Below are 12212 nucleotides of genomic sequence, written 5' to 3'. Positions count from 1 at the left end.
ACCCGGATGCGAGGAACACCATGAGCCAGAACCCCTTCGACGCCCTCGGCGGCGGCGGCTTCGACATGAACGCCCTGCTCGAGCAGGCCCAGCAGATGCAGGAGCAGCTCACCCAGGCCCAGGCCGACCTCGTCGAGCAGAGGGTCGACGGCACCGTCGCCGGCGGAGCCGTCCAGGTCACCGCCAACGGTGTGGGAGAGCTCGTCTCCGTCACCATCCGGGCGGGCGAGTTCGACGGCAGCGACCCCGACGACCTCTCCGACCTCTCCGACATGATCGTGGCCGCCTACCGCGACGCCAAGGCCAAGGCGGAGGCACTGGCCAGCGAGGCCATGGGCCCGCTGGCCGGCGGCATGCCCGGCCTGGGCTGAGGACCCGAGTTGTACGAAGGCGTCGTCCAGGACCTCATCGACGAGCTCGGGCGGTTGCCCGGGGTCGGCCCCAAGAGCGCGCAGCGGATCGCGTTCCACCTGCTGCAGGCCGAGCCTGCCGACGTACGCCGTCTCGCCGACGTCCTCATCGAGGTCAAGGCCAAGGTGAAGTTCTGCTCGGTCTGCTTCAACGTCAGCGAGGACGAGCAGTGCCGGATCTGCCGTGACCCGCGCCGCGACCCGAGCGTCCTGTGCGTCGTCGAGGAGTACAAGGACGTCGTGGCGATCGAGCGCACCCGCGAGTTCAAGGGCCGCTACCACGTGCTTGGCGGGGCGATCTCCCCCATCGACGGCATCGGTCCCGACCAGCTCCACGTGCGCGAGCTGATGACCCGGCTGGCCGACGGAGCCGTCTCCGAGGTCATCCTGGCCACCGACCCCAACCTCGAGGGCGAGGCCACCGCGACCTATCTCACGAGATTCCTCCAGCCGATGGGGTTGCGCGTGACACGTTTGGCGAGTGGACTGCCCGTAGGCGGTGACCTGGAGTACGCCGACGAGGTCACTCTGGGCCGGGCATTCGCCGGAAGGAGATCAGCCGATGACTGAGGAATCCGGTGGCGCGGCCGTCGACCGCTACGAGTTCGCCGCACAGATCGCCGACCAGGTCGAGAGCTTCCTGCTCGCGCTGCGGGCGGTTGCTCGCGAGGGCAACGGCGCCCGCGCGGTGTCCCTGCTGCTCCTCGAGATCAGCCAGGTCCTGCTCGCCGGTGCGCGACTCGGCGCCCAGCTCGACTTCACCCCGCGCGAGGAGTTCCAGCCCGACGTCGGCCCCGAGCCCGACATCGACGAGCTGCGCCTGCGCCTGGCCGAGATGCTCGGGGGGATCGACACCTACAGCTTCGTCTTCGACCCCTACGTCCCCGAGGTCGTCCAGAGCCACCTCTCCGACGACCTCGCCTCCATCGCCATCGACCTCGACAACGGCCTGCGCCACTTCCGCGTCGGCGACATCGAGGAGGCGCTGTGGTGGTGGCAGTTCTCCTACGTCAACAACTGGGGCAACCTCGCCGGCGCCGCCCTCAACGCCTTGCTGACGGTGGTGGCGCACGACAGGTTCGACACCGACTTCGAGGAGAACGCCCAGGCGGTCACCGTCGCCAACGAGATCCTCGGCGGGGTCACGCCGGCCTAACCCTCTGAGCGCTCGATCCTGGTCCAGCCGGTCCACCCTCGTTCCGCCATCAGCTCCTGGAGCCTCTCGACGATGGGGTGGGCGTCGAACGCGTAGGAGTCGATGAGGCCGACGACGGCGTCGTCCGACAGCTCCGCGTTCTGCTGCTCGAGCTCGCCGCGCTCCGCTGCCTCATCCGCGATCTCGGCCATCAGGTCGGCTGCCTCGGTGAGCCGTGCGTCGTCGAGGCCGTCCTCGGCCAGCTCGGTGATGAGGCGGTAGAGCCGCACCGTGCGCGGGTCGTCCAGCTGGGCGTTCTTCTGCTCCATGAGAGCCGGGATCTTCTCCGGCCATCGTGCTGCCAGCAGGATCCAGCCGTCGCGCTCGCCCTCGATCATGGCCTCCGACGTGCCCGCAGCCCGTAGCCGCTCGAGGTAGGCGACCACCTGTGGGGGCAGCGCCAGCGAGTCGCCGTCGGCGAGACGGGCGATGCGCCGACGGTGCTCCTGGAGCTCGCGGATCCGCGCCCTCAGGTCGGCGTCGATCTGGGCGACCGCCTCGGAGAAGTCCCTCGTCGAGGCGTCGAGCAGCTCCTCTACTCGCGCCAGCGGCACTCCCGCCTCTGCGAGCGTCCGGATCCGGATCAGGCGTACGACGTCCGTCGCGCCGTAGGTGCGGTAGCCCGAGCCGTCCCGAGCAGGCTCCGGCAACAACCCGACCTGGTGGTAGTGGCGCACGGCGCGCACGGTGACCCCGGCGTGCGCCGCGAGCTGGCTGATGGTGAGCATGGACTCAGACTGCCCGAGCCCGACTGAAGAGCCGCAGGGCCCACCGCGAGCAGAGCGCCGTGATCACCACGCACCAGCCGACGGCCCACCACGCGTCCGTGCCCGGGCTGGTGCCCTCCAGGCTGGCGCGCAGCATGTCGATGATCGGGGTGAACGGCTGGTTCTCCGCGACCCAGGCGAGTCCTGCGGGCATGGAGTCGGTCGGCACGAACGCGCTCGAGAGGAACGGCAGCAGCATCAGGAACATCGGGGTGTTGCTCGCGGTCTCGACACTGTCGGCGGCGAGGCCGAGTGCGACGCAGAGCCAGGTCAGCGCGATCGTGAGGAGCGTCAGGATGCCGAGCGCACCGAGCCAGCCGACGGCGTCGGCTTCGGGGCGGTAGCCGATCAGGACGGCGACGAGGAGCACGATGGCCACGGCGGCTGCCGTCTGCGCCAGTGCGGCAAGGACGTGGCCGGTCAGCACCGACGACCTGGCGATGGGCATCGTCCGGAAGCGGTCGATGATCCCCTCGGTGGAGTCCTTGGCCACGTGGATCGCCACGCTGAGAGCCACGGAGGACACGGTGATGATCAAGATGGCCGGGGCGATGTAGGTGAGGTACTCGCGCCTTCCGCCACCCCCGGAGAGGCCTGCGCCCATCGTGCCGCCGAAGACGTAGACGAACAGCAGCAGGAAGAGCACGGGCTGGGCGATGAGCATCAAGGTCAGCGAGGGGTATCGCATGATGTGCCTGACGTTGCGTCGCCACATCGTGACCGAGTCGCGTGCGGTGAGGGTGATCGTGCTCATCGGGCTGTCTCCTTGTCAGCGGTGTCCTCGTCAGCGGTGGCGGGGTGGCCGGTGAGCGCGAGGAACACGTCGTCGAGCGTCTGGCCTCCCGTCCTCGCCTTGAGCTCGGCGGGTGTGCCGGTGGCGACCAGGCGGCCGCCGTCGAGCAGGCCGACGGTGTCCGCGAGCTGGTCAGCCTCCTCGAGGTACTGCGTGGTGAGGAAGATCGTCACCCCGTCGGCCAGCAGCTCCCGCACGACCTGCCACAGGTCGCGGCGGCTGCGCGGGTCCAGCCCGGTCGTCGGCTCGTCGAGGAAGATCACCTGAGGCCGCCCGACCAGCGTCATGGCGAGGTCGAGCCGGCGCTTCATCCCCCCGGAGTACGTCGCTGCGCGGCGGTCGGCGGCATCGGTGAGGCCGAACCTCTCCAGCAGCTCGTCGACCCGCGCGCGGGCGTCCGGGCGGGAGAGGTGGAGGAGGTCCGCCATCAGCCGGAGGTTCTCCCGGCCGGTGAGCAGCTCGTCGATCGCCGAGAACTGGCCGGTGACGCCGATGCTGCGTCGTACGGCGTCAGCCTCGGTCCGGACATCGGCTCCGGCGACGCGGGCCTCGCCGCCGTCGGCGCTGACGAGCGTGGTGAGGATGCGGACCGTGGTCGTCTTCCCGGCCCCGTTGGGCCCCAGGAGGGCGTAGACGGTGCCGGGCGGGACGGTGAGGTGGAGGTCATGGAGGACGGGTTGGTCGCCGTAGGACTTGGTGAGTCCGACCGCCTCGATGGTGGGTGTCTGTGTCGTCATGCGGACAGCGTGGAGGGTTGACGCTGCGTCAAGGTCAAGCCGACACGTGCCGCGCTCCGGAACCACCGCCGGGCACCGACGTGAGATACCGGCGGGACGGGCCTGGCGGCGCCCGTAGAATCGAGGGAGCCCGGGGGCTGGCGGACAACGCCGCTGCCCCCGCGTCGTACACCCGACCCAACGATCCGAGGACGCACCGTGGGCATTGTCGTGCAGAAGTACGGCGGCTCGTCGCTTGCCGACGCCGACGCCATCAAGCGGGTCGCCCGACGGATCGTGGAGATCAAGAAGTCCGGCCACGACGTCGTGGTCGCCGTCTCCGCGATGGGTGACACCACCGACGACCTGCTCGACCTCGCCAACGGCGTCTCGCCGCTGCCGCCGGCGCGCGAGATGGACATGCTCCTGACCGCGGGCGAGCGGATCTCGATGGCGCTGGTCGCGATGGCGATCAGCGACCTGGGCTACACCGCGCGCTCGTTCACCGGCTCTCAGGCCGGCGTCATCACCGACGCGGTGCACGGCAAGGCCAAGATCATCGACGTCACCCCGGGCCGCATCACCAGCGCGCTGGAGGAGGGCCACATCGTCATCGTGGCCGGCTTCCAGGGGGTCAGTGCCGACACCAAGGAGATCACCACGCTGGGCCGCGGCGGCACCGACACCACCGCCGTCGCCCTGGCCGCGGCGCTCGACGCCGACGTGTGCGAGATCTACACCGATGTCGACGGCGTCTTCACCGCCGACCCGCGCATCGTCCCGACCGCCCGCAAGCTCAGCAGGATCTCCTACGAGGAGATGCTCGAGATGGCCGCCTGCGGCGCCAAGATCCTCCACCTGCGCTGCGTGGAGTACGGCCGCCGCCACGGGATCCCCATCCACGTCCGATCGTCCTTCAGCCAGCTCCAAGGCACCTGGGTCGTCGACGACACCCAACTCCATGCACAGAGCGAGGGAGACACCATGGAACAGCCCATCATCGCCGGAGTCGCCCACGACCGCAGCGAGGCCAAGATCACCGTGGTCGGGGTCCCCGACAAGGTCGGTGAGGCCGCGCGCATCTTCGAGGCCCTCGCCGAGGCGCAGATCAACCTCGACATGATCGTGCAGAACGTCTCGGCGGCGGCGACGAGCCTGACCGACATCTCCTTCACCCTGCCGCGCGCCGACGGACAGACCGCGATGGCGGCCCTCGCGAGGATCCAGGCCGAGGTGGGCTACGACAAGCTCCTCTACGACGACAAGATCGGCAAGCTTTCGCTGATCGGAGCAGGCATGCGCTCCCACCCGGGCGTGACCTCCAAGTTCTTCGCCTCGCTGGCCGCCGCCGGGGTCAACATCGGGATGATCTCCACCTCCGAGATCCGCATCTCGGTGATCGTCGACGAGAACGACGTCGACGACGCCGTGCGTGCCACGCACTCGGCGTTCGACCTCGACGCCGACGAGGTGGAGGCCGTGGTCTACGGCGGGACCGGGCGATGAGCGACGTGTCGCCGGCCCGCCCCGTCAACATCGGCATCGTCGGCGCCACCGGTCAGGTGGGCGTCGCCATGCGCCAGATCCTCCTCGAGCGCAGCTTCCCCGTGGGCGAGGTGCGCTTCTTCGCCTCCGCCCGGTCCGCGGGCACGGTCCTGCCCTTCGGGGACCGCGAGGTCACCGTCGAGGATGCGGCGACTGCTGACCCGTCGGGACTGGACATCGCCCTGTTCTCCGCCGGCGCGACCACCTCCCGTGAGCTGGCACCCAGGTTCGCGGCCGCGGGAGTGATCGTGGTCGACAACTCCTCGGCGTTCCGCAAGGACCCCGACATCCCGCTGGTCGTCTCGGAGGTCAACCCTGACGCGATGGGTGAGGTGATCGAGGCTCGCCACGGAATCATCGCCAACCCCAACTGCACGACCATGGCCGCCATGCCGGTCCTCAAGCCGCTCCACGAGGCGGCAGGCCTGCAGCGTCTCGTCGTGTCCTCCTACCAGGCGGTCTCGGGCTCCGGCGTCGCCGGCGTCGACGAGCTGGCCAACGGGGTCGCTGCAGCGGGCGACAAGGCCCGCGAGCTCGCCTACGACGGCTCCGCGATCACCTTCCCCGAGCCCGACAAGTACGTCGCACCGATCGCCCACAACGTCATCCCGCTGGCCGGTTCGATCGTCGAGGACGGCCTCAACGAGACCGACGAGGAGCAGAAGCTCCGCAACGAGTCGCGCAAGATCCTCGGCCTTCCCGACCTGCTCGTCTCGGGCATATGCGTGCGGGTCCCGGTCTTCACGGGGCACTCGCTGGCGATCAATGCCGAGTTCGAGCAGGCGATGACGCCCGAGCGTGCGCGGGAGATCCTGGCCGAGGCACCGGGCGTGGAGCTCGTGGACGTCCCCACCCCACTCCAGGCGGCAGGCAAGGACCCGTCCTACGTCGGTCGCCTGCGGCAGGACCCCGGAGTGCCGGGCGATCGTGGCCTCGCGCTCTTCATCAGCAACGACAACCTGCGCAAGGGTGCGGCCCTCAACACCGTGCAGCTCGCCGAGCTGATCGCCGCCCGCCTCTGACGGCGGGGGCTAGGTGGCCTTCTCGTACTCCATCTCGTAGGACAGCAGCTCTCCGGGCGAGGAGTCGTCGAGGACAACGGTGAGACCGTCGATCAGGCGGACGCTGACGGTGTACTCCACAGGTTGCCCCGGCTCGGGCGTCACCTCCGCCTCGCACGTGACCTCGCCTGCGTCGCAGGTGATGTCCTGCAGGGCACCGATGGGTGGCTTCCCATCCGCTCCTCGGAGCCAACCGGGATCGCGGAGCCAGGCCTCCATGTCCGCCGCGGTGATCGCCGCCGGGACGGCGTACTGACCGCGGTAGACCGCGTTGGGGCCCTCGCGGTAGACGCTCTGGTAGAAGGAGTCCCTGTGGAACTCCCATCCGCGGGGGATGGGGGCGCGCTCGGCGTAGGAAACGAGCGCCTTGGTCTCGGGATCCGTGATCCGCTCGAGGTTGGCCGCCTCCTCGGCCTCGCCGGCGACGAGGGCAACCAGGATGAGCGAGCCGAACTGCATCAGGACCCGCCACCAGCCGAGGGCAAACCCCGCCAGCGGCCGAAAGGTCTCCACGTACTCCTCGCCGAAGTCGAGCTGGGCGAACCATCCCCCGAACTTGAGCGTGAGGGCGACGACGAGGCCCATTCCGAGCACCAGGCTGAGCAGTCCGACGAGCCCCGAGCTGTCGCCGAGGAGCCGCCTGCCCTCCGCCGTGCCGCCCGCCCACGCCACCGCGACCGGCACCGAGTAGGCCGCGAGGAGCACGACGGCCGCGAGCCCGGCTCGACGTCCGGTGAGGTCGGCGAGGAAGCCGGGCTGGGGTGTCTCGCCCGAAGAGTCCAAGGCCTCAGTCGTCCGTGGCCAGCTGGTGGGTGACCCACCAGGCCAGGGTGTACCCGGCCATGGTGACCACGGGGGCCACGACCACCATCCACACCTCGTCGAAGGACTGGCTGAAGAACGCCAGCAGCACGACGACAGCGGTGCCGAGCCCCAGGAAGCTCGTGCTGCCGGCCTCGAGCAGCCCGAAGCCGCGCAGCATCCAGCCGCCGAGGTAGGCCAGCAGGAGCACCGTCGCCACGAGGATCACCAGACCCGGGCCCCCGCCACAGGAGCTCGTACCGCGGGCGGCCTCGCAGGCTGTCGCGGAGAGCCAGACCGAGGCCACTGCCAGGAGACCCACGACGGCTCCGGTGACGAGCGCGGCAGCGATGCCGGGAAGCTGGGGGAGGCGTACGACGTCGCGTGCCGGGCGGCGTACGGGCTCAGGCCTGGGCTCGGGCCCTGGCCGAGGTGCCGCAGGGGCCACGGGCGGGGGCGCAGACTGCCGGGTCGCGACGGGCTCGGGCTCAGGGTGCGGCTCGGGTGCCGGCTGCTCCGCCTTGCCCTTCTTGCGTCGCAGGGACAGGGACGGCATCCCGAGCGAGGGCATCTCCAGGGAGGGCTCGTCCTGCTCCGCTCGGTCGTCGTCCCGGTCGTCCGCCATTCCCGCAGTCTGCCACGGCTGAACTTCCACTCGACGGAGTGGAAGTTCGGCGAAGGGTATGCGTGAGGCCCGCGGTACTGCGGTGAAGATCCACTCGTGCGAGTGGAAATTCATCTGGTGGCGTCGCGTGTGCGGTGGCGGGAAGCACGAAGCCGGACCTGCTGTGCAGGTCCGGCTCGGTGGTGGAGCTCGGGAGGCTCCGCGTGGTCGGGCTGACAGGATTTGAACCTGCGGCCTCCTCGTCCCGAACGAGGCGCGCTACCAAGCTGCGCCACAGCCCGATCCGCCCCGTGGATGGTCACCCAGCCACAGAGCACGGCGAGCATACCGGAGCAGTTTGCGGGTGCCGAAATCGCCCGCGGTCTGTCGGCTTGGAGCCTCAGACCCGCGGCACCAGCGTCAGCAGGGTCGCCTCGGGCCGGCAGGCGACGCGGAGCCGGACGTAGGGGTTGGTGCCCAGCCCGGCCGAGACGTGCAGCCACGAGGTGCCGGGGTCGCCGGGAGCCGAGGCCGCCGGGTGACGGTGGAGGCCTCGGGCGCGGGCGGTCTCCAGGTCGCAGTTGGTCGTCAGCGCCCGACCGCCCCTGCCACCGAGCCGGGGCAGGCACACCTGTCCGCCGTGCGTGTGGCCGGCGATGATCGCGTCGTAGCCGTCGCGGGCGAACTGGTCGAGGACCCGCAGGTAGGGCGCGTGGGTCACCGCGAGCCGGACGTCGGCGGAGGCGTCGGCGGGACCGGCGACCCGGTCGAGGTCGTCGTACTCGAGGTGGGGGTCGTCGACGCCGGCGAACGCGATCCTCGTGCCGCGCACGGTGAGCTCGCCGAAGCCGTTGGTCAGGTCGATCCAGCCGGATTCGTCGAAGTGCCGCTTCATCTCCGGCCAGGGGAGCTGGCCCTGGCTCGTGTGGCGGATCCCCGTGTCGGGCAGCAGGTAGGCGAGCGGGTTGCGCATGGTGGGCGCCCAGTAGTCGTTGGAGCCGAGCACGTAGGCCCCAGGGACGTCCAGCAGTCCGCCGAGGGCCTCGGCCAGGAGCGGCACGGAGCGCGCGTGGGCGAGGTTGTCACCCGTGTCGATCACCAGGTCCGGCTCGCAGGCGGCCAGGCCGCTCAACCACTCCCTCTTCGCCCGCTGGTCGGGAGCCAGGTGGATGTCGCTGATGTGGAGCACCCGCAGCGGGTCGTGGCCAGGAGGCAGGAGCGGCACGGTCTCCTCGCGCAGGGTGTACTGCCTCGCCTCCCGGGCGGCGTAGGCGGTGAGGCCCAGGCCCGCCGCGACGCCGAGCCCTGCCGTGCGCCGGAGAATCGGGAGGAGTGCCACGCCGCAAGGCTGCCACAATGGACCACATGAGTGCTCTCAAGGACCGTCTCCGAGCCGACCTGACCGCTTCGATGAAGGCACGCGACGAGATGCGGTCGTCGACCTTGCGGATGGTGCTCACCGCCATCACCAACGCCGAGGTGTCCGGCAAGGTAGCGCGCGAGCTCACCGACGACGACGTGCTGACCGTCCTCACCAGCGAGGCCAAGAAGCGCCGCGAGGCAGCCACCGCGTTCGCCGAGGGGGGCCGCCCGGAGATGGCGGCCAAGGAGGCCGCCGAGGGCGAGGTCATCGCCGACTACCTGCCGACCCCCCTGACCGAGGCAGAGATCGCCGAGCTGGTCACCGCCGCGATCGCAGAGACCGGCGCCGCTGAGGAGGGCATGCGGGCGATGGGCAAGGTCATGGGCGTCGTGACCCCCCAGGTCAAGGGCAGGGCCGACGGCGGCGCCGTGGCTGCGGAGGTACGACGCCAGCTCGGCTAGTCGTTGCCCCTGCCGTTCCCGTTGCCGTTGCCCCCGCCGTTGCCGCGCCCGCGCCCGCGGTTGCCGTTGCCGCCACCTCCGTCCCCGCCGCCGCCGCCGTCGGTGGTGGGCGGGGGTGGGACGTAGCCGGTGGAGGTGTAGATGACCACCGTGTCGCCGCTGCTGAGCCCCGAGCCGGCCGGCGGCGAGGAGTAGGCCACCGAGCCCTGGGCCACGCTGGAGTTGACGTCGCCACCCGGGACGACGTTGAAGCCCGCGCCCTCGAGGGTCGTGGTCGCCTGCTTGACGCTCATGCCGCTCACCTCGGGCACCGTCGTGAGCACGCCGGCGATCTCGTCGCCCGCCGGCGGCTGGAAGTCCTCGTAGGGGAGCTTCGCGGAGATCGCGGCCATCGCGTCGCCCCAGATCGGCCCGGCGACCGTTGAGCCGAAGGCCTCGTAGATGGGGCTGCCGCCGACGAGCTGGCCGTTCAGCGAGACCCAGTGACCCAGTGAGTTGGCTCCGGCCACCATCGCGGCCGTGGCGATCTTGGGGGTGTAGCCCACGAACCACACCGACATGTTGCTGTTGTTGGTGCCGGTCTTGCCGGCCGACGGCTTGTCGATCGCGATGCTCTGGCCGAACCCGCCGGGCTCCATGACGCCGCGCAGGATGTCGTTGACCGCGTCGGCAGTGGCTCCGGGCATGACCTGCTCGCAGGACGAGGGGTACTCGTTCAGGGGGGCGCCGCTGGAGTCGAGGATCGCCCGGACGGGCCGTGCGTCGCAGTGGAGGCCGCGGGCGGCGAACGTGGCATAGGCCTGCGCCATCTCCAGCGGGTTGCTGTCGGAGACGCCCAGGATCCAGGAGGGCACCTGCTGGGGCTTGGGCACCCGGACGCCCATGTCCTTGGCCAGCTGGAGGGGCTCGCACATGCCGGTCTCCATCTCCAGCTGGGCGAAGAAGGTGTTCACCGACTTCTGGGTCCCGGTGTAGAGGTTGTAGGAGCCCGAGCCGGTGGAGTTGGCGACGTCCCACCCCATGCCGTCTCCGGCGTAGGGGCCCTCGCAGGTCTCGAACTCGGCGTCAGGGATGTTCATCTCCTGTGGCGCGGAGATGGTGGTGCTCAGCGGGATGCCCTGGTTGATGGCGGAGGCGAGGACGAACACCTTGAACGTCGAGCCCGCCTGGAACCCGTTGGCGTCGCCGTACTTCTCGGGGACGACGTAGTTGAGGTGGGTCTGGCCCTGCGCCTTGTTGGTGCCCATCGGTCGCGACTGGGCCAGGGCCCGGACCTCGCCGGTGCCGGGCTCGACCATCGCCAGGCCGCCGATCGCCTGGTCGGTCGGGAAGACGTGGGCGCGAACGGCTTCGTCGGCCGCCTTCTGCATGTCGAGGTCGAGCGTGGTCTGGATCGTCAGCCCGCCGTTGCGGATGAGGTTCTTGCGCTCCTTCTTGGTCTCGCCGAGCGACTTGTCCTGCATGAGCCACTGGACGACATAGTCGCAGAAGAACTGGGCCTGCGACTGCTGGCAGCCGTTGGGAGCCCTCTCCAGCTTGAGTCCGAGCCCCTTGCCCTTGAGCTTCTCGGCCTTCTGCTCGCTGATCACGCCGAGGTTGGCCATCCGCTCGAGGACGACGTTGCGCCGCTCCTTGGCGCGCTCCGGGGACTCGGTGGGGTCGTAGCCGCCGGGGTTCTTCACGAGCCCGGCGAGCAGCGCGGCCTGCACGAATGAGAGGTCCTTGGCGTTCTTGGAGAAGAAGTGGCGCGCGGCGGACTGGACGCCGAAGGCGCCGTCGCCGAAGTAGGCGATGTTGAGGTAGCGCTCGAGGATCCAGTCCTTGGTGTGGTTCTTCTCGAAGGCGATGGCGTAGCGCAGCTCGCGCACCTTGCGGGCGTAGGTCTCCTCGGTGGCCGCCTTGCGCTCCGCGTCGCTCTCGGCCTGGTAGAGCAACGTCTGCTTGACCATCTGCTGGGTGATCGAGGACCCGCCCTGGGTGGTACCCCCGGCGGCCTGGTTGGTCAGGAAGGCGCGCAGGGTGCCCTTGAGGTCGAGCGCGCCGTGCTCGTAGAACCGGGAGTCCTCGATCGCGACGATCGCCTTGACCATGCGCCGCGAGATCTGCGTGAGAGGGACGTTGATGCGGTTCTGGTCGTAGATGGAGGCGATGAGGTTGCCGTTGGCGTCGTAGATGCGGGTCTTCTGCGCCAGGTCCTTGGCCTCGAGCTCCTCGGGGAGGTTGACCATGCCCTCGCTGGCGTCCTTGGTCGCCACGCCCAGCACCCCGGCGAAGGGGATGACCAGACAGGCGGCGAGCACTCCCATGACGACCGCGACGGCGCCCATGACGGTGAGGTGCGCAGCCACCCGCCCGGCGTCGGGGCCGGAGCGGTCGGGCGTGGAGCGGTCGGGAGAGGACATGGTGGAGAGAATACGGGAGCGTTCGATACCACTTCCATTTGTCGACCGTGGTCATCTAGTCACATCGGACTATGGGATTTGGGCCACATGGCCT

13 protein-coding genes and 1 tRNA gene are annotated in these 12212 nt (G+C 69.9%); 6 read left to right on the top strand and 8 right to left on the bottom strand.

The window, feature by feature from the left end:
• Positions 1-20 precede the first annotated feature (20 nt).
• From EXE58_RS06725 to EXE58_RS06715, 3 genes are read left to right on the top strand one after another with little or no spacing between them, the layout of a single operon-like run.
• The gene (locus EXE58_RS06725; protein WP_135267146.1) at positions 21-371 is read left to right on the top strand and encodes a YbaB/EbfC family nucleoid-associated protein; all 351 of its coding nucleotides are present in this window, start codon (positions 21-23) and stop codon (positions 369-371) included.
• Positions 372-380: 9 nt separating this feature from the next.
• Complete coding sequence (gene recR / locus EXE58_RS06720) at positions 381-980, top strand: recombination mediator RecR (RefSeq protein WP_135267145.1); 600 nt, start codon at positions 381-383, stop codon at positions 978-980.
• Positions 973-1566, top strand: a complete 594-nt coding sequence (locus tag EXE58_RS06715; RefSeq protein WP_135267144.1) for a DUF5063 domain-containing protein — start codon at positions 973-975, stop codon at positions 1564-1566. The genes recR and EXE58_RS06715 overlap by 8 nt, the downstream gene beginning before the upstream one ends.
• Here the strand turns inward: EXE58_RS06715 and EXE58_RS06710 are convergent.
• From EXE58_RS06710 to EXE58_RS06700, 3 genes are read right to left on the bottom strand one after another with little or no spacing between them, the layout of a single operon-like run.
• Positions 1563-2333 carry a MerR family transcriptional regulator gene (locus EXE58_RS06710; protein ID WP_135267143.1) on the bottom strand — a complete coding sequence of 257 codons (771 nt, stop codon included), beginning with the start codon at positions 2331-2333 and terminating at the stop codon, positions 1563-1565. The two genes, EXE58_RS06715 and EXE58_RS06710, sit on opposite strands and share 4 nt — an antisense overlap.
• 4 nt (positions 2334-2337) lie before the next feature.
• Positions 2338-3126 carry an ABC transporter permease gene (locus tag EXE58_RS06705; protein WP_135267142.1) on the bottom strand — a complete coding sequence of 263 codons (789 nt, stop codon included), beginning with the start codon at positions 3124-3126 and terminating at the stop codon, positions 2338-2340.
• Entirely contained in the window at positions 3123-3902 is a 780-nt protein-coding gene (locus EXE58_RS06700; protein WP_135267141.1) for an ABC transporter ATP-binding protein, read from the bottom strand. Before EXE58_RS06700 ends, EXE58_RS06705 begins: the two co-directional genes overlap by 4 nt.
• A 198-nt stretch (positions 3903-4100) precedes the next feature.
• Between EXE58_RS06700 and EXE58_RS06695 the strand changes: the two genes are divergently transcribed.
• Positions 4101-5387 carry an aspartate kinase gene (locus tag EXE58_RS06695; RefSeq protein ID WP_135267140.1) on the top strand — a complete coding sequence of 429 codons (1287 nt, stop codon included), beginning with the start codon at positions 4101-4103 and terminating at the stop codon, positions 5385-5387.
• Positions 5384-6448 carry an aspartate-semialdehyde dehydrogenase gene (locus tag EXE58_RS06690; protein ID WP_135267139.1) on the top strand — a complete coding sequence of 355 codons (1065 nt, stop codon included), beginning with the start codon at positions 5384-5386 and terminating at the stop codon, positions 6446-6448. Before EXE58_RS06695 ends, EXE58_RS06690 begins: the two co-directional genes overlap by 4 nt.
• Positions 6449-6457: 9 nt before the next feature.
• Here EXE58_RS06690 and EXE58_RS06685 read toward each other — a convergent pair whose 3' ends face one another.
• From EXE58_RS06685 to EXE58_RS06670, 4 genes are all read right to left on the bottom strand, one after another.
• Complete coding sequence (locus EXE58_RS06685; protein WP_135267138.1) at positions 6458-7270, bottom strand: hypothetical protein; 813 nt, start codon at positions 7268-7270, stop codon at positions 6458-6460.
• Positions 7271-7274: 4 nt separating this feature from the next.
• A complete protein-coding gene (locus tag EXE58_RS19680) occupies positions 7275-7913 on the bottom strand; it encodes a hypothetical protein (RefSeq protein WP_135267137.1) in 639 nt (212 codons plus the stop codon).
• Positions 7914-8117: 204 nt separating this feature from the next.
• A tRNA-Pro gene (locus EXE58_RS06675) sits at positions 8118-8194 on the bottom strand.
• A 98-nt stretch (positions 8195-8292) separates the two neighbouring features.
• Positions 8293-9231: a metallophosphoesterase gene (locus tag EXE58_RS06670; protein ID WP_135267136.1), complete on the bottom strand. Its 939-nt coding sequence runs from the start codon at positions 9229-9231 to the stop codon at positions 8293-8295.
• A gap of 26 nt (positions 9232-9257) precedes the next feature.
• On the opposite strand from EXE58_RS06670, the gene EXE58_RS06665 reads away from it, so the two are divergent.
• Entirely contained in the window at positions 9258-9716 is a 459-nt protein-coding gene (locus EXE58_RS06665) for a GatB/YqeY domain-containing protein (protein ID WP_208544158.1), read from the top strand.
• On the opposite strand, the gene EXE58_RS06660 is transcribed toward EXE58_RS06665, so the two are convergent.
• The gene (locus EXE58_RS06660; protein WP_167288728.1) at positions 9713-12118 is read right to left on the bottom strand and encodes a transglycosylase domain-containing protein; all 2406 of its coding nucleotides are present in this window, start codon (positions 12116-12118) and stop codon (positions 9713-9715) included. The genes EXE58_RS06665 and EXE58_RS06660 overlap by 4 nt on opposite strands.
• Positions 12119-12212 lie beyond the last annotated feature (94 nt).

The organism is Nocardioides seonyuensis (genome assembly GCF_004683965.1).
Taxonomy (GTDB): Bacteria; Actinomycetota; Actinomycetes; order Propionibacteriales; family Nocardioidaceae; genus Nocardioides; species Nocardioides seonyuensis.
Note: the sequence above shows the minus strand (reverse complement) of the source record. Positions and strands in the feature narration are given on the sequence as shown.